Origin of the sequence: Halomicrobium zhouii (assembly GCF_900114435.1) — an archaeon.
Classification (GTDB): Archaea; Halobacteriota; Halobacteria; order Halobacteriales; family Haloarculaceae; genus Halomicrobium; species Halomicrobium zhouii.
This window is the reverse complement of record NZ_FOZK01000001.1, coordinates 1071567-1086870: the sequence shown is the minus strand read 5'-3', so window position 1 is coordinate 1086870 and position 15304 is coordinate 1071567. Positions and strand designations below refer to the sequence as shown.

General features: G+C 67.5%; 19 protein-coding genes. 8 read left to right on the top strand and 11 right to left on the bottom strand.

Annotated elements, in window-relative coordinates:
- Positions 1-4: 4 nt before the first annotated feature.
- Positions 5-391, bottom strand: a complete 387-nt coding sequence (locus BM337_RS04980; protein ID WP_089814485.1) for a DUF7344 domain-containing protein — start codon at positions 389-391, stop codon at positions 5-7.
- Between the two features lie 149 nt (positions 392-540).
- Here BM337_RS04980 and BM337_RS04975 point away from each other — a divergent pair, with 149 nt between their 5' ends.
- Entirely contained in the window at positions 541-1152 is a 612-nt protein-coding gene (locus tag BM337_RS04975) for a translation initiation factor IF-2 subunit beta (protein WP_089814484.1), read from the top strand.
- Here the strand turns inward: BM337_RS04975 and BM337_RS04970 are convergent.
- Positions 1104-1367, bottom strand: coding sequence for a hypothetical protein (locus BM337_RS04970; protein WP_089814482.1), 264 nt, complete (start codon positions 1365-1367; stop codon positions 1104-1106). The two genes, BM337_RS04975 and BM337_RS04970, sit on opposite strands and share 49 nt — an antisense overlap.
- Positions 1368-1469: 102 nt before the next feature.
- Here BM337_RS04970 and BM337_RS20960 point away from each other — a divergent pair, with 102 nt between their 5' ends.
- Positions 1470-1613 carry a hypothetical protein gene (locus BM337_RS20960; RefSeq protein ID WP_177227174.1) on the top strand — a complete coding sequence of 48 codons (144 nt, stop codon included), beginning with the start codon at positions 1470-1472 and terminating at the stop codon, positions 1611-1613.
- 83 nt (positions 1614-1696) lie between these two features.
- Entirely contained in the window at positions 1697-2329 is a 633-nt protein-coding gene (gene rnhB, locus BM337_RS04965; protein ID WP_089814480.1) for a ribonuclease HII, read from the top strand.
- 72 nt (positions 2330-2401) lie between these two features.
- Here rnhB and BM337_RS20445 read toward each other — a convergent pair whose 3' ends face one another.
- From BM337_RS20445 to secF, 3 genes are all read right to left on the bottom strand, one after another.
- The gene (locus tag BM337_RS20445) at positions 2402-2776 is read right to left on the bottom strand and encodes a hypothetical protein (protein ID WP_143117638.1); all 375 of its coding nucleotides are present in this window, start codon (positions 2774-2776) and stop codon (positions 2402-2404) included.
- Positions 2777-2909: 133 nt separating this feature from the next.
- Positions 2910-4538 (bottom strand): preprotein translocase subunit SecD, encoded by a 1629-nt coding sequence (locus tag BM337_RS04960; protein ID WP_089814477.1) that lies wholly within the window; start codon positions 4536-4538, stop codon positions 2910-2912.
- Positions 4535-5416 (bottom strand): protein translocase subunit SecF, encoded by an 882-nt coding sequence (gene secF / locus BM337_RS04955; RefSeq protein ID WP_089814476.1) that lies wholly within the window; start codon positions 5414-5416, stop codon positions 4535-4537. The genes BM337_RS04960 and secF overlap by 4 nt, the downstream gene beginning before the upstream one ends.
- A 166-nt stretch (positions 5417-5582) precedes the next feature.
- On the opposite strand from secF, the gene BM337_RS04950 reads away from it, so the two are divergent.
- Together BM337_RS04950 and BM337_RS04945 are read left to right on the top strand one after the other, a co-directional pair.
- A complete protein-coding gene (locus BM337_RS04950; protein WP_089814474.1) occupies positions 5583-6890 on the top strand; it encodes an outer membrane protein assembly factor BamB family protein in 1308 nt (435 codons plus the stop codon).
- A 59-nt stretch (positions 6891-6949) separates the two neighbouring features.
- A complete protein-coding gene (locus BM337_RS04945) occupies positions 6950-7261 on the top strand; it encodes a DUF7968 family protein (RefSeq protein WP_089814472.1) in 312 nt (103 codons plus the stop codon).
- A gap of 20 nt (positions 7262-7281) precedes the next feature.
- On the opposite strand, the gene BM337_RS20955 is transcribed toward BM337_RS04945, so the two are convergent.
- The 6 genes from BM337_RS20955 to BM337_RS04920 form a co-directional block, all read right to left on the bottom strand.
- On the bottom strand, positions 7282-7443 hold the full coding sequence (locus tag BM337_RS20955; protein ID WP_177227172.1) for a DUF7987 family protein: 162 nt from the start codon (positions 7441-7443) through the stop codon (positions 7282-7284).
- Positions 7443-7904 (bottom strand): DUF5812 family protein, encoded by a 462-nt coding sequence (locus tag BM337_RS04940; protein WP_089814470.1) that lies wholly within the window; start codon positions 7902-7904, stop codon positions 7443-7445. The genes BM337_RS20955 and BM337_RS04940 overlap by 1 nt, the downstream gene beginning before the upstream one ends.
- Before the next feature lie 244 nt (positions 7905-8148).
- Positions 8149-8757, bottom strand: coding sequence for a 2-phospho-L-lactate guanylyltransferase (gene cofC / locus BM337_RS04935; RefSeq protein ID WP_089814468.1), 609 nt, complete (start codon positions 8755-8757; stop codon positions 8149-8151).
- Entirely contained in the window at positions 8758-9528 is a 771-nt protein-coding gene (locus BM337_RS04930; protein ID WP_089814466.1) for a hypothetical protein, read from the bottom strand. It abuts the gene before it with no gap.
- Positions 9506-10684 (bottom strand): tubulin/FtsZ family protein, encoded by a 1179-nt coding sequence (locus BM337_RS04925; protein WP_089814464.1) that lies wholly within the window; start codon positions 10682-10684, stop codon positions 9506-9508. Before BM337_RS04925 ends, BM337_RS04930 begins: the two co-directional genes overlap by 23 nt.
- Positions 10685-10819: 135 nt before the next feature.
- Complete coding sequence (locus BM337_RS04920) at positions 10820-11710, bottom strand: complex I NDUFA9 subunit family protein (RefSeq protein ID WP_089814462.1); 891 nt, start codon at positions 11708-11710, stop codon at positions 10820-10822.
- Between the two features lie 311 nt (positions 11711-12021).
- On the opposite strand from BM337_RS04920, the gene BM337_RS04915 reads away from it, so the two are divergent.
- From BM337_RS04915 to tmk, 3 genes are all read left to right on the top strand, one after another.
- Entirely contained in the window at positions 12022-13197 is a 1176-nt protein-coding gene (locus BM337_RS04915; protein WP_089814461.1) for a GNAT family N-acetyltransferase, read from the top strand.
- Between the two features lie 5 nt (positions 13198-13202).
- Positions 13203-14531 carry a carboxylate--amine ligase gene (locus BM337_RS04910; protein ID WP_177227170.1) on the top strand — a complete coding sequence of 443 codons (1329 nt, stop codon included), beginning with the start codon at positions 13203-13205 and terminating at the stop codon, positions 14529-14531.
- A gap of 166 nt (positions 14532-14697) precedes the next feature.
- Positions 14698-15303, top strand: a complete 606-nt coding sequence (gene tmk, locus BM337_RS04905; RefSeq protein WP_089814459.1) for a dTMP kinase — start codon at positions 14698-14700, stop codon at positions 15301-15303.
- Position 15304: the final 1 nt, after the last annotated feature.

Below are 15304 nucleotides of genomic sequence, written 5' to 3'. Positions count from 1 at the left end.
CGGGTCATGGGGTGACGGGCTCGCCGGTCCAGTGTTCCGAGAGGTAGGCCGCCTCGACGATCTCGCGCTCCTCGGCCGACAGCGACGACCGGTCGACGACCAGTTCCGTCGCGTCGAAGTCGACGAGTCCCGCGCTCGCCAGCTGCGGGAGGTGATTGTGGTACAGGGCGATACGGAGCGACGACCGGTCGGCGCCGGTGGTGACCCGGGACTCCGTGGTCGCCAGCCAGCCGGCGAGGACGTCGGCGAGCTCGGACAGCGTGACGCGGTCGTGGTCGAGGAGGTAATAGAGCGTGTAGCGCTGCTCACGCGTCCCCAGCGCGCGGAGGAGGTCCTCGTCGACGTCCGCGTCGAGGACACGGCCGAGAAGGTCCGGCGGGTCGTCACTCATTAGCGTGTATATAGTGGCCCTCCCCATTTGTGTCTTCTGCTAACAATACACACGGTTGTGTGACACAGTGTGCACGTATCCGCCGTCGAGGGGAGGAGTGATAGCACGATGTACGGAACGCATTTACGTCCTTGCCACCTCGATTCGATATGAACTACGACTCAGCGCTCGACCGCGCGTTCGACGAACTCCCGGACCAGCCCCGGGAGGCCGGTGAACGCCTCTCCGTCCCCGACCCCGTCGGCCAGACCGACGGCGCCTTCACCCGCCTGACGAACCTGGACGACATCGCCGACGCGCTCGCTCGCGACTCCAAGCACGTCCACCGAACCATCCAGCGCGAACTCGGGACCAACGGCCAGTTCGACGGGAGCCAGGCCCGCTACAACGGCTCCTTCGACGCCGACGACTTCTCGGCCGCCATCGACGCCTACGTCGCCGAGTACGTCACCTGCTCGGAGTGTGGCCTCCCGGACACCAAACTCACCAAGGAGGACGGCGTCGACATGCTCCGCTGTGAGGCCTGTGGTGCCTTCCGCCCCGTCGCCAAGCGCAGCAACTCCTCGAGCCAGCAGAACACCGCGACCCTCGAGGAGGGCAAGACCTACGAAGTGAAGATCACCGGCACCGGCCGCGAAGGTGACGGCGTCGCCGAGAAGGGCAAGTACACCATCTTCGTCCCCGGCGCCAGCGAGGGCCAGGTCGTCACCGCCTACATCGAGAACATCTCGGGCACGCTCGCCTTCGCCAAGCTCGCCTGATCCGAGAGCGCCTCCTCGTCCGATTCTCCCGTTTCGAGCCCGTTGACGGCGACCCAGAGCAACAGTAGCCCTTCCAGTCGCATCGCCGGCACGACCCACCGGCGGACGGTGAACGCCTCGGGCCCCTCGAAGGCCAGCCGCGTGTACATCCTGACGACCTTCTCGGGCGCGACGAGCTGGATCAGCCCGACAACTGCGATGAGGAATCGAAGCATGGCGTGGTGTTGGCGCCCCGCAGAGAAAAGTGCGGTGGGGGCCGAGGGCAACCGCCGCCGGACCCGCAATCCTTAGGAGGGATCCGCACCATCCACTGGTAGATGCCAGCCAAGACGGGCGATCACATGGATCGGGCGTTCTGCCGGCTGTACGAACAACTGCGGGCCAGGGCCGAGGCGGAGGGACTCGACCTGGACGACGCGGACGAGGGCGAACCCAGGCGGTCGCGATCCCTGTTCGAGTAGGCGCGGACCGGAACGGGCGACGCAGGCCGTGACGGGCGACGCAGACCACAACGGACTTCTTTCGAGCCACACACTGCACAGCCGTGCGATTCGGCGTCGACGAGGCCGGCAAGGGACCCGTGCTGGGTTCGATGTTCGCCGCGGCGGTCCACTGTGAGCCGTCGGCCCTGCCCGACGGCGTCGGGGACTCGAAGGGGATCAAGCCCGCTCGCCGCGAGGAACTGGCCGCCGAGATCCGCGAGCTGGCGACCGTCGGCGTCGCCGAGATACCCGTCGAACGCATCGATGACCCCGAGACGGACATGAACACGCTGACGGTGGCCGCGCACGCCGAGGCGCTCGGCGAGGTTGCCGCCGACGGCCAGGTCGGGACGGTCGACGCCGGCGATGCCAACGCCGGCCGCTTCGGCGAGCGCGTGGCGAGCCGGGTGGACGCCGACGTGCGTATCACCGCTGAACACCAGGCCGACGAGTCCGACACCGTCGTGGGCGCGGCGAGTATCGTCGCGAAGGTGGAGCGGGACGCTCACGTCGAGCGGCTGGCTGCGGAGCACGGCGAGGTGGGGAGTGGGTATCCGAGCGACCCGACGACGCGGACCTTCCTGCGCGAGTACGTGGCGGACTACGGTGAGTTGCCGACGTGTGCGCGAACGTCCTGGTCGACCTGTGACGACGTGCTGGCGGCGGCCGAACAGTCGGGACTGGACGACTTTTGAGGACCTATCGTCGACTCCGTCCGCGTCGATCGGCCAGTCGAAGCCCGACTATACCGACTATCAGTGGGGCGCTCACGCCGTTCCGTGAGATGTTTCGATTTGACTTTCTCTGATAGAGAATTGTACACTGTGTGTTTCTGCATAGCCCGACTTCCACTCGAACCCGGTTTCGAGACCACCGTCTGTCCTGATCTGTATCTCACACACTGCCTCTTCCGGGATCGGATCGTCGTAAACGTGTCTCTCGTCCGCCGAGATCGAGGTCGAATCGGAGAAAAACGCCGATTTTGAACCATTCTCGATGATATCAATTTCTACCGTTCTGGTGGATGCTGTCTGATTAAATATGTAGATATCCGACTCGTGATTACTGCCAATACAACCACTTAACCCAAGAAACACTACTGCCGTCGCTTTCAGAGATCTACGACGGGACAAGTGGGGCATCTTAGCGAGCAATCGTTGCCATTCGCATATATGCCTTCTTTGGTCGACCGGCAGACGGGAATAGTGATCGACAAGCCAGTCCCACGCTGAGGAACCAATCGAACTGAAAAGCGAGTGGAAACCGAGAAATCCCTTACCGCTCGTCTTCGCTCAGCACGAGGTGGCGAAGGATGTCACCGTAGGCCGGGCGCGTCACCAGCACACCGATGAGGACGCCGACGATGGTGACGATGGCGAAGCCGGTCAGGTCGCCTAGCGAGAGCACCATCAGCGGGCTCATCGCGATGATGGTGGTCGCGGCGGCGGCGCCGATGACCCAGAACGCCTTGCGGAAGCGGTTCTGGAAGACCCGGCCCGTCGCCACCCCCTTCTCCTGGAGGATCTCGTCGGCGATGATGATCAGGTCGTCCACCCCCGTGCCGATGACGGCGATGAAGCCGGCGATGTGGGAGAGATCGATGGGGAACTGGACCAGCGAGACGAACCCGAGCAGGATCACCACCTCCGAGAGCGCGGTGACGACCATCGGCGCGGCGACGCGGGGGTCGCGGTAGCGGGTGTACACCGCGCCGCTCACGGCAATGACGGCGATGAGGCCGGTGATGACCGAGTTGGTCTTGTACTCGTCACCGAGCGAGGGCTGGAGCGACGTGGTCTGGGCATCCGCGAAGTCCAGCGGCGCGGGCAGCGGCGCGCCGACCTTCAGGCTGAGTTCGAGGTTGCGGGCGCGGTCCCGGTCCGGCGCGGTCATGGACATCGACGGGTCGTTGACGAACGTGTCGTCACGGAACGACGAGGCGAGGTTCGGCTGGACGCCCGCGGCGAAGACGGGCTCGCCGTTGAGCGTCGTCAGCAGACAGCGGTCGCCCGCCGAGAGCTGTTCTTCCGGCGGCGTCGAACTCTGTGTGTCGACTCCACAGCGGGTGCCCTGGGTGTAGCCGTGGGTCTGCATCGCCTGCATGAACGGCCCCGCGGCGGAATCGGAGAGGGTCACGCTGACGCTGTACCGGCCGGCCTGGTCCTGGCGGACGCTGCCGATGTCGTCGAAGTCCTCCTGGGTGAGGACCTCCTCGCGGACGACCGATCCGTTCTGCGCCTGGTAGAGCACGTACTGGCGGACGATGCCCCGGTCGTCGAGGATTTCGCGCAACTCGCCGATGTCGCGGCCCGTTGCCTCGATGACGATGTAGTTCTCGCCCGTGGGCGTGCGGGCCTCGCGGACGTCGGCGCCGGTCAGCGCGGAGACCTGGAGCTTCTCGTCGATCACGCTAACCATCTCGTCGCGGGTCGACTGGGTGACGCCGTTCCGGACGTCGGACTCGGAGACGTCGTACCCCTCGTCCTGGAGCGCGGTCAGTAGCTCCGACTGCGAGACGTTCCGGCTGTACACCTCGACGGTACCGCTGTCGGGTTCGTTCCGCTCGTTGGGAGTCACTTCGACGTCCAGGCGGTCGATCTCGAAGCGCTGGGCCAGCGTGGTCTCCAGCGAGTCGCTCTCGTTGAAGCTCGTGATGTTCACGTTCTCCGTGGTGTTGCCGACGATGGGCGCGCGGATGCGGGAGCCGCCGTCGAGCTGGATGCCGTACTGGAGGTTCGTCCACCCGCTGTCGCGTTCGTCCGCGGAGACGTTGGTCCCGGTCGGCGCTTCCGTCTCGTTCGCACCGCCGCCGGCCGTCGCGCCCGGGACGAACAGCACGACCGCGCTCGCCACGAGCAGGAAGACGAGCAGGACGATGCGCCAGTTGTCGCGGATGGCGGTCATCGCGCCACCCCCTCGTACTTGTACCACCGGAGCAAGGAGAGGTTCAACAGGTAGGTGTTCATGAGATCAGCCGAGAGGCCGATGACGAGGACGATGCCGATGTCCGCCATCAGGTCGATGTTGAATATCGTCGCGACGATGGCCATCACCGTCATCGCGGCGATGGACGTGAGCGTCATCGTGATACCGGTCTCCATCGCGCGGTAGACGCTCTCGTAGAAGCCGCCGGAGCGCCGGAGGACGTGGTTGTTGAGCAGGATGTCAGAGTCGACGCTGTAACCGATGAGCATCAGGAGGGCGGCGACGGTCCCCAGCGAGAGCTTGATCCCGATGAAGTTCATCACCGCGAGCGGGATGATGATGTCGGAGAACGCCGACACCACGACCGCGAGGCTCGGGACGAAGGTACGGAACAGCCCGAACACGAGGAGGCTCATCCCGGTGAAGGCGACGACCAGCCCGATGACCGCCGTCTGCTGGGCCCCGGCCCCGAAGGACGGGGCGGTCGAGGCGCTCGAGAGGACGTTCATGTCGGCCGACTGGGCCTGCTGGCGAATGGACTGGACGTCCGAGGACTGGAGGCGGACGACGTAGGTGTCACCGGACCCGACGACGCCCTGAACCGAGATGACGGTCTCGTCGAAGGACGCCTCGACTTCCTGCTGGGTCATGTCCGATTCGACGCGCAACTCGGTTCCCCCGGTGAAGTCGATGCCGGGCGTGACTGGTGCACCGGGGTCGGTCGGCGCCCCGGTGACGAAGAGCGACCAGCCGACGAGAATCAGTATCGCGAGGGCGAGCACCGCCAGCGGCACGGCCGCCAGCTGACGGTTCGAATACTCCGTGTAATCGACCTCGCGCACGTCGAACTCCATCATGGGGTTTGGTGCGAAAGGGCTCCGAATAAGCCTTCTTATCTCGGGGTCGAGGAGTGCGAGAGTCGCCGGACGGGTGAGCGGAGCGGTCCACGTGCGCTGGTGGACCGCGCCCCGCCGCCGTGGACCCAAACTGCTTTGATCGTGGTCCGCGGACAGTCGACGAACGATGGACGAATCCAGACGGCAGTTCCTCCGGACGGCGGGAGCGGCCGCGGCCGGTGTCGCGGCGACGGGCGGCCTCGCCGGCTGTACGGGACCGCTCCGGACGCTCGGTGGCGGCCCGACGAGTCCGGCCGCCGCGACCGCCGACGCGCAGTTCCGCGGTGGCCCGACCCGCCGGGGGATCGCGCCGGACGCGACGGTCCCCGAATCGGTCCGGGTCGACTGGCAGGTCCCCGACGTCAACACCGGGGACCACACCGCCGCGAAAGCGAGTCCGGTGCTCGCCCCGAACGGCGACGTCGTCGTCCCGGGCGACACCGGCGACGTGCTGGCCGTCACGCCCGACGGCGAGGTCCGCTGGCGGACGAACGCCACCGACACCACGCGAGGCTTCCACGGCACGCCCACTATCGCCAACGACACGGTCTACGTCGGCGCCTACGACGGGAACCTGTACGCGTTCGACCTCGAATCCGGCGAGCAGTACTGGCGCGTCCAGCTCGGGGACGCCATCGGGTCGAGCCCGGGGTACCTGGACGGCGTCGTCTACGTCGCCGTCGAGTACTACGACCCCAGCGGCGGGATGTTCGGCGTCGACGCCGTCACCGGTGAGGTCGTCTGGGAGGACCAGCGACCCACCGACCACCCCCACTCCACGCCCGCCGTCGACGCCGAGCACGACCGGGTCGTCGTCGGGTCGAACGACGGCGACCTCTACGCCTGGTCCTACCCCGACCACGAGTTCGAGTGGACGTTCTCGACGGGCGAACCCATCAAGGGCCCCGTCGCCACCTTCGACGGCAGCGCCTTCTTCGGTTCCTGGGACGGCCACGTCTACCGCGTCGCCCTCGACGACGGCACCGAGGAGTGGGCCTTCGAGACCGGCAGCCTGGTGATGTCCGGCCCCTCCGTCGAGCCGTCGACCGGGACGGTGTACGTCGGCAGCCACGACTCCAACCTCTACGCGCTCGACGCCGCCACAGGCGAGGAGCAGTGGGCCTTCGACACCGGCGGCAGAGTGATCGGCTGTCCCGTCGTCACGAGCGACCACGTCCTGGCCGGGTCCTACGACCGACGCCTCTACGCCGTCGAGAAGGAGTCGGGCGACGAATCGTGGCGCGTCGAGACGAGCGGCTGGGTCACGAGCACGCCGCTCGTCACCGACGACGCCGTCTACGTCACCTCGCGGGCATCCGAGGCGTCCCTCGGGGAGGACGGTGGCGAGGACGGCAGTGACAGCGGTGATGGCGGCGACGGTGGAGGCGGTGACGGGCCGACGGGGGCGCTCTACCGCATCGTCGCCGACGTGTAGCGGGACTGTCTCGCCAACCGCGCGAAGGACCTACCAGTGCGAGGCCCCTACACTGATCGATGACACGAGCCACGCGAGTCGTGCTCTCCTGCCCGTCCGACCTGAGCGACTGGGGCCGCGAGGAAGTCGAAGGGAGCCCCTTCCGTGCCTATCTCCGGAAGGCCCACGACACCGCGAGCGAGGGCGACGTCTGGGAAGAGTTCGTCAGCGTCGGCTGTTGCGGCGACACACTAGACGTCGACCTCCGCGTCGAGAACGTCGAGGGCGGCGACGCAGTCGACGAAGAGACGACGTTCGCGTTCACCGAACGCGACGGCGGGGAAGTCCGCGGCGGCTGGCGCGTCCAGAGCGCCGGCGGGCCGACGCAGTAGCCTCCAGAAAGAGTCGTTGCCTACTCCCGCCACCCGTTGACCGCTATCGGTACAATCAGGCCGACGCCGATGAGGACACCCCACTGCACGAGTTCGTTGTCCGTGACGGTTGAGGCGGCGATCCAGAGGATAACGGCGAGTACGACGAACGCAGCCGTGGTTTTGGTATCTCGGGAGACCATCAATCTGGCAGGTAGCGGACGCTGACGACGCCGTCCGCGGCGCGTACTTCGACCCGCTCGACGCCGAGGCGGGCCGCCCGCGCGACCGTCTCCTGGTCGTCGACGACGTCCGTCGCGGCCTGGTCGGTGCGTTCCTCGGGGACGGTCAGGACGTGGATTTCGCCGTCGCCGGCGCGCTCCCGGATCTCGATGTCCCCTTCCGACTGCTCGGCGGCCATCTCTTTCTCCATCGACGTGGGTGCCATCTCGCTGCGCTCGACCGGGATCGTCCGGCGCGATTCGACATCGGTGAGCTGGTAAGCCACTTCGAGGGGTGGTTCGGCCTCGACCGTCCCCTCGATAATCTCCCCGGCTTCGACTCCGGGGTTGTCCGCGAGCGTGATCACCTGCTGGTCGTGGACGTCGCGTAGCGTGGCGGCCTCGTCTTCCGCAGTCGTCACGAGAAACGTCCCTTCCTTCATGGGCGAGGCTTCACGAGGGGCGACCTTCCCTGTTTCGCCCCCGTGATCGGTTTCATCTGGTGGAGCGATGACGGCTGACAACAGCAATAACAACTCGAAAGCCCCGAGCGTCTCGGCTCGCGCGACTCGCTACGCTCCTCGCTAGCGCTCCGGTGCTTGCGTCGTCGGGCTTCGGCCGAGACGCTCGCCCCTTTCATTCCCACCTCGGCGGATGGTCAGCCAGCCGTTTCGGTCGGAAAGTCCGTTATCGCGACACGCCAACTCGACCGTCGTCGACGGAGAGTTCGAATCCCGCCTCGCGGAGCCAGTCGGCGGCCTCGCCCTCGCCGTGGAGGAGGACCTCCGCGAGATCCGACGGGTCGTCGACGTCCGTGGCGAGTCGGAACGAGTCCACCTCGACGACGTCGTCCGTGAGTTCGGCGGCGATACGGCGGTGATCGCGGATCGAGGCGTCGTGGTAGTCCACCCGAAAGTCGGGGTGGCGGGCGACGAAGGCGTTGGTGCCACCGCCGCGGCCCGGCGCGAGCACGACGTCCGCGTCGGGGGAGAAGAGTTGGTCGAGCGCGTCGGGCGTCGCGAGCGCGAGGTCGGCCATGACGACGGCGACCGCTTCGTCAGTGGTTTCGAGAACCTCGTTGATTGCGGGGTCGAGGGGCCGGTCGTCGACGGTGACCGGCGCGTCGACGTCGACGCGCTCTGTCGCGAGGACCTCGGGTTCCCTGTCGAGAGCGCGGAGCGCGGCGAGCACGTCGTCGAGCATCGCTCGCGCGAACTCGCGGCGCTCGTCGGGTGAAAGAACGGACGAAAGTCGCGTTTTCGGCTCCGAGACGGCGAACGGGACGACGGTCCGCATCTACAGCCGGCTGACCGTCTCCTGCTGGGACTTCCAGTAGTAGATCCCGCCGCCGATGAGGGCGAGCACGAGCAGGACGCCGCCGCCCATCAGCGCCATGGTGAGCGTCTGCTGGGACTGCTTGGCGTTCTCGGCCTGCTGCTCGGCCTTGTTCGCCAGGTCGACCGCGTTGCCGAAGTTCTCGGCCTCGTAGGCCGACACCGCGCTGTCGCGCAGATCCTCGGCATCGGAGTGGCCGCCGGCCTCGTCGATGGCCGCCTCGGCGTCCTCGATGGCGTTCCGGGCTTCCTGGCTGTCCCCGGTGTAGTGGTGCGCCGAGTCGTTGGCCAGTTTCTCGACGTTCCCGCCGGTCCGCTGGTCGAGGGAGGTGACGCGGTAGCTCTCCTCGGGGCTGTACGTGTAGTTCTCGATGGCCGGCGTCGTGCCGTCGAGGTTGACGACGACCTCGTCGCCGTTGTCGTCGACGTCGAGCGAGTGGTTGAACGACTGCTCCGTGTAGGTCTCCTGGGAGACCTGCGTACCCGCCCGGAGGACCGTCACGGTCCAGCGCACGTCTTCGAGTTCCGTCTCACCCTGGAGCGTCCACTCGTTGGGGGCGTCGGTGAACGGGTCGTCGATGTTGTAGGTCACCTGGACCTCCTCGCCGACCTGGGACGACTCCGGAACGCCCTCGCTAGAGAGACTGAGCGCACTCGCTGGTCCGACGGCAGCGACCAGAACCGCCACGAACAGGAGTGCGATCGTCGCCCTAGAACAGGGGATCGAGCTCATCCTCGTCATCTTCGACCAGCTGCTCGAGGTTGTCCTCGCTCTGCTGGCGGATGTCGTCGATGTTGTCCTGTGCCTCGATGGCGATCTGCTGGAGCTCCTTTATCCGCGGGACGTTGTGGATGCCCGACAGCAACACCGCCGCGGCGACGCGGGGCTCGTTGGTCGGGTAGTCCCCACCGCGGACCTCCATCGACCCGGTCTGCTCCTCGAGCCACTTCCGCCCGCGCTCTATGCCTTTCCGGTTGAGGTGCTGGGACGGCCCAGCCATCACGAGCAGCGCGCGCTCGGCGCCCTCGATCTCGCAGGGAAGTGTCAGCCGACCGAGCGCGGCCTTGCGGACCAGCGACGTGATCCGGTTGGTCGTGTTGGCCGTGTCCATGTCGCTGCCGCCCTCGTCGCCCTTGAACCGGGAGAGGAGGCCGCCGCTGGACCCGGAGAGTTCGACGTCCTCGGAGGCGTAGCCCACCGTGGAGACGCCGCCGCCGGCCAGCGTGTTGATGATCTCCGAGGAGTCGACGACGGACTCGGCGACGTTGTCGCCGGCACCGACCTCGCCGGCACCGAACAGCACGCCGAAGCGCCGGACGATCTCCTCGTTGATGTGGTCATAGCCGCCCTGGACGGATTCGCCCGTCTTCCGCCAGGAATCGTTGTCGAACACGAGGAGGTTGTCCACCTCGCGGACGAACGTCTGGAACGAGCGCGCGGCGTTGAGGGTGTAGATGCCACCCTCGTCGCCGCCCGGCAGGACGCCGAGCCCGTACACCGGTTCGGTGTAGATGCGCTTGAGATGTTTCGAGATCACCGGGGACCCGCCCGACCCCGTCCCGCCGCCGAGTCCGGAGACGACGAGGAACGCGTCGATCTCGTGGACCGGGATGTTGTCGATAGCTCCCTGGATCTCGTCGATGTCCTCCTCGGCGATCTCCGCTCCGAGTTCGTTGTCGGCACCGACGCCGTGACCCTTGACCCTGGCCTGTCCGATAAGGACCCTGTGCTCCTCTGGTATCTGTTCGAGTCCGAGCAAGTCAGCTTTCGCCGTGTTCACTGCGACGGCCGAGCGAACGATACCGGAGTTCGTTCGCTGGTCGTACTCGAGGAACTTGTCGACGATTTTGCCACCGGCCTGCCCGAAGCCGATCATCGCGAGTTTCATTGGTTCGAGACTCCGCTTAAAGAGGGCAAGTGCGAAAGCGGGTATAAGCCTTTTGCCAGAATATCGAATACGATAGGGGATCTCCTGTGTGATAATCTACAGCTTCGAGGGCTACAGCCGGTGATTAGCTGGGAGTCACTCCTCGACACCCAGGTACGTAGCCAGTGTGGTAAGGTCCGCTACGTCGACACCGAATGCGTCGACGTCGTTGTCCGCGACGCTGTTGTCGAAGCGCAGCGAGCGGTACTGGTCGGCGCCCATCGGAAATCCCGGGATGGCCCCGGCCACTGACAGCCCGAGGCCGGCGAGCACCATCGGGACGGGAAGCACGGTCAGTGACTTCCCCCGGGCGCGATAGGCCAGTTTCGCCACTTCGGCGAGGGTCACCACTTCTGGTCCGCCGATCTCGTACGTCTCACCGACGTGGGTCTCGTCCTCGAGGGCCGCCGCCACCATCGGGACGAACTCCTCGACGAAGATCGGCTGGAAGCGCGTCCGACCGCCGCCAGGAAGCCCCGTGACGTACGGCGTCGTCAGTTTCGTCGTGAACGAGACGAACTCGCCGCCCTCGCCGAAGACGATAGACGGGCGGAAGATGACCCAGTCCAGGTCGCTCGCGCGCACGACGTCTTCGGCCTTCCCCTTCGCCCGGATGTAGTGGGTTGTCCCCTCCGGGTCAGCGCCGAGGGCGCTCTGCTGGACGAAGCGGTCGACGCCGTGTTCTTCCGCGGCCCGGACGCAGTTGCGCGTCCCGCCGAGGTGGACCGTCTCGTGCATCTCGTTGCCGCCGCTGGGCTGGAACAGCGGCGAGAGTGCGACCAGGTTCACCACCGCGTCGCGCCCCTCGAATGCGGGTTCGATGGAGTCGTAGTCGGTGACGTCGCCGGCCACCGTCGAGACGCCGTCCGGGAGCACGCCCTGGTCGGGCGAGCGCGACAGCGACGTCACCTCGTGGCCGCGCTCGACGAGTTCGGTACACAGGTACTGTCCGATGAAGCCGTCGCCGCCGACCACGAGCACGTTCATGCTCGAAACTGGACCGGGAGCGACCGTAAAACTTGGCGCTCGCTAGCGAGGCGCGCTGACGACGGCAATCGGCGTATCGTTCACGGTCCGACGCCAGCCAGGGCTTACCGCCCGGTTTGGTCGGGATACCGGCCGCGCGCAGCGTCCGAGAGCGACGGAGACTGCTGAATCGGACCGCAGTCGGCCAGTTTCTCGAAAGTCGTCCACGTTCGCCCCGACGACCCGGGTGGACGTTAATCCGGGATTTGATCGGGTTTCGGTGTGACTAAGCCGTCAATTACAATCCCCGCTGTCGACGGGTACAGAGACAGATGTCCAGTCAATCGCAAGAGACGGGCGAAGAGGCCCAGTCGACGGCCGACGGGTACTCGATCCGCTGGTTCCGCAGTGGCGACGCGGACGGCGTTCGCGCCCTGTTCGAGGACGCGCTGGGTCGGACCCGGTCGCGAGCGTACGTCGACTGGAAGTACGTCGACGACCCGTACCTCTCCCACGTCCCGATCAACGTCGCCGAGCGCGACGGCAACCTGGTCGGCGTGCAGGCGTATCTCCCCTGTCGGCTCCGGCGTGCCGACCGGACGGTGCTGGCGCTCCAGCCCGCCGACGCGGTCATCCATCCGGACCACCGCCGGAACGGGCTCTACACCCGGATGACGCGCCAGGCCATCGACCGCTACGAGGCCGGAGAGCCGTCGCTGTTCTTCAACTACCCGACCGAGGGCGCGCTGGGCGCCCAGCGGAAGCTCGGCTGGGAGTCGCTCGGCGCACTCGACGTCTTCTACCGCATCCAGCGCCCCTCGGCGTTCCTCGCCGACGCACTCGAGGACGCTCTCGGCGGCGCGGGCGGTCGGACACTCGAACGCGTCGCAGACGTTCTCGCACGCGGTGCGTTATCGGCCCTCGACAGGGCCGGGACGCCGTCGGGGAGCTTCCGGGTCGAATCCCACGAGGAGGCGCCCGCGGCACTCCTCGCCTCGCTGTACGAACGTTCGGTCCCGGAACGGCTCCACGTCGAGCGCGAGGCGCAGTTCTACGAGTGGTGGCTCGCCGACCCGACCCACGACTACCGGACCTACGTCGCCCGGTCGCGCGGGGACCCCGTCGCGGCCCTCGTGACTCGCCTGACCGACAGCGGCGTGTTGCAGTTCCGCGACGCGGTGCCGCTCCCGCCGAACCAGCCCGCGGACCCGCTCAGACGGCTAGTCGCTACGGCGCTCGCCGACCACACCGACGCCGACGTCGTCAAGTCCGTCGGCGAGACGCTTCCGGCCGACCTCCTGGGTCGGTTCGGCTTCGTCCGCGACTCCGCCCCGGTGCTCGACGGGCAGACGAAACCCCTGCGGATGGCCGCCAGGCCGCTCACGACAGGCGACGCCGACGGGACGGGTGAGGGCACCGACGGACGGGACGACGACCCCGGCGGACGGGGCGACGTCACCGACCGGGCGAACTGGCTTCCGACCTTCCTGGAACCGAACAAGGATTGATCCGGATGGGACGAGACCGCAGCCGTCCGACAGTGATGGTGCTCGACGGCGACAACGACAACGCCATCCAGGTCGCCACCGAGCTCTCCGAGGACCTGGACGCCGAGGTCGTCGGCGTCGGCACCAGCAACTGGAGTCGCCTGCTCCGGTCCCGGTACTGTGACGTCGGCGTGACGACGGGTCCCGCGAGCGAGCCGGGGTACGCCGACCAGCTCCTCGACGCCGTCGAGGCGCACCGTCCCGACCTCCTGGTCCCGGTGGGGTACCACTCCGTGGCCGCCGTCGACCGGATTCGGGACGACCTCCCCGACGCGGTGGAGTGCTGGCTCCCGCCCTCGGACTCACTCGACGTCGCCGTCGACAAGGTCGCGACCGCGGAACTGGCGGCCGAACTCGACGTCGGCACGCCCACGTCGTTCACCGACCGCGTCGCGGCCCTCGACGAGCGAGGTCGACCGGGCGAGGTCGCCGACCTGCCGTTTCCCCTCTTCCTCAAAGCCCGTCACGAGTGCGGAAAGAACGTCACGGCGGCGGTCGAACGTCCCGGGGCGTTCTGGGCGACCTACGACGACCTCGTCGCCGAGCGCGGCGTCCGGGAGGTGATCGTCCAGGAGTGCATCCCGGGCGAACGGACCTACGCCTGCGGGCTCCTCTACGACGACGGCGCGCCGCAACTGCTGTTCGCCCACGAAGAACTCCGCTCCGTCCCGCGCGAAGGCGGCAGCGGGACCCGGGTGCGCCTGTTCCGCGACCCACGGATCGAGACCGCCGCCATCCGCCTGCTCGACAGCCTCGACTGGCACGGACCCGCGCTGGTCGAGTTCAAGCGCTGCGCCGACGGCAGTTACGCCCTCATGGAGATCAATCCGAAGCTCTGGGCCTCTTACGCCCTCGCGAGCCAGGCGGGCTACCGCTTCGTCTCGACGTGTGCGCGGCGCGCGCTCGGACTCGACGGCGCCCAGACGGGCCATCCGCCCGACGCGACGGCGGAGATGGTGTTCCCCCTCCGGGAACTCTACTACGCCGCCCGGACCGACGACGAGTCGCTCCTCCGGTCGGCCGCCGCCATCTGCTGGCCGCCAGCCCGCCTGGACCTGAACCTCCGCGATCTCGGGGCGTGGCTCACCCCACCGGCCGCCGTCGTCGACACCGTCGACACAGCCACCGCCGGTCCATCCAGCGTCGAGACGTCGGCCCAGAACGCGGCGAACGGCGACGGTCGTGCCGACGAAACCGACCGCCGCCCCGCCAGTTCCGAGGGTACGAACGTCGACCCGCCACCTGGTGACGCCGACGAGAGCATCGCAGACGAAGCAGACCTCCCGGGCGATTGATAGTGGTGGTTGTACGTCCGTGCCGGGGTTCGACGTGGCCGGTGCCGCCGAACGCCGGTAAACAGTTACAACCACCACCATGAAGCACCGGGCCAGGACCGGGGGTCGACACGATACCCCCGCCGCGTAGCGGGGCGTTTACGTGAGGCGCCCGTGACCTGCCGGTATGCTCATCACGCTGGAGGGCCTCGACGGGAGCGGCAAGACGTCCGCCTGGGAGTCGCTCCGGAGCGGCGACGGCACGCGCGACGACGCCGTGCCGGACGACGCCGTCTTCACCCGCGAACCGACGGAGACGTGGTACGGGGAGGCCGTCGAACGCTCCATCGGGGACGACGACGCCGACCCGCTGGCCGAACTGTTCCTCTACACCGCCGACCACGCCGCCCACCTCGCCGACACCGTCCGTCCCGCGCTCGCCGACGGCCGCGTCGTCGTCTCGGACCGCTACTCCGACTCGCGGTACGCCTACCAGGGCGCGACCCTCTCGGACGCCCTCGACGACCCGCTGGCGTACGTCCAGGACGTCCACGCACCCTGGACGCGCCCACCGGACGCCACCGTCTACCTCGACGTCGACCCCGAGACAGCCGCCGAACGCAGCGGCGCCACCAACAAGTTCGAGACGGCCGACTACCTCGCCGACGTGCGCGAGAACTACGAACGGCTCATCGACGAGGAGCCCCAGCGGTTTGTCCGCGTCGACGCCTCTCAGTCGCAGGATGACGTGCTGGAGGAGGTTCACGAAGCCGTCGGATCGCTGCTCGGCTAGG

Coding starts and splice junctions, on each gene's coding strand:
- BM337_RS04980 (WP_089814485.1), bottom strand. CDS start 391: ATGAGTGACGACCCGCCGGACCTTCTCGGCCGTGTCCTCGACGCGGAC.
- BM337_RS04975 (WP_089814484.1), top strand. CDS start 541: ATGAACTACGACTCAGCGCTCGACCGCGCGTTCGACGAACTCCCGGAC.
- BM337_RS04970 (WP_089814482.1), bottom strand. CDS start 1,367: ATGCTTCGATTCCTCATCGCAGTTGTCGGGCTGATCCAGCTCGTCGCG.
- BM337_RS20960 (WP_177227174.1), top strand. CDS start 1,470: ATGCCAGCCAAGACGGGCGATCACATGGATCGGGCGTTCTGCCGGCTG.
- BM337_RS20445 (WP_143117638.1), bottom strand. CDS start 2,776: ATGCCCCACTTGTCCCGTCGTAGATCTCTGAAAGCGACGGCAGTAGTG.
- BM337_RS04960 (WP_089814477.1), bottom strand. CDS start 4,538: ATGACCGCCATCCGCGACAACTGGCGCATCGTCCTGCTCGTCTTCCTG.
- secF (WP_089814476.1), bottom strand. CDS start 5,416: ATGATGGAGTTCGACGTGCGCGAGGTCGATTACACGGAGTATTCGAAC.
- BM337_RS04950 (WP_089814474.1), top strand. CDS start 5,583: ATGGACGAATCCAGACGGCAGTTCCTCCGGACGGCGGGAGCGGCCGCG.
- BM337_RS04945 (WP_089814472.1), top strand. CDS start 6,950: ATGACACGAGCCACGCGAGTCGTGCTCTCCTGCCCGTCCGACCTGAGC.
- BM337_RS20955 (WP_177227172.1), bottom strand. CDS start 7,443: ATGGTCTCCCGAGATACCAAAACCACGGCTGCGTTCGTCGTACTCGCC.
- BM337_RS04940 (WP_089814470.1), bottom strand. CDS start 7,904: ATGAAGGAAGGGACGTTTCTCGTGACGACTGCGGAAGACGAGGCCGCC.
- cofC (WP_089814468.1), bottom strand. CDS start 8,757: ATGCGGACCGTCGTCCCGTTCGCCGTCTCGGAGCCGAAAACGCGACTT.
- BM337_RS04930 (WP_089814466.1), bottom strand. CDS start 9,528: ATGAGCTCGATCCCCTGTTCTAGGGCGACGATCGCACTCCTGTTCGTG.
- BM337_RS04925 (WP_089814464.1), bottom strand. CDS start 10,684: ATGAAACTCGCGATGATCGGCTTCGGGCAGGCCGGTGGCAAAATCGTC.
- BM337_RS04920 (WP_089814462.1), bottom strand. CDS start 11,710: ATGAACGTGCTCGTGGTCGGCGGCGACGGCTTCATCGGACAGTACCTG.
- BM337_RS04915 (WP_089814461.1), top strand. CDS start 12,022: ATGTCCAGTCAATCGCAAGAGACGGGCGAAGAGGCCCAGTCGACGGCC.
- BM337_RS04910 (WP_177227170.1), top strand. CDS start 13,203: ATGGGACGAGACCGCAGCCGTCCGACAGTGATGGTGCTCGACGGCGAC.
- tmk (WP_089814459.1), top strand. CDS start 14,698: ATGCTCATCACGCTGGAGGGCCTCGACGGGAGCGGCAAGACGTCCGCC.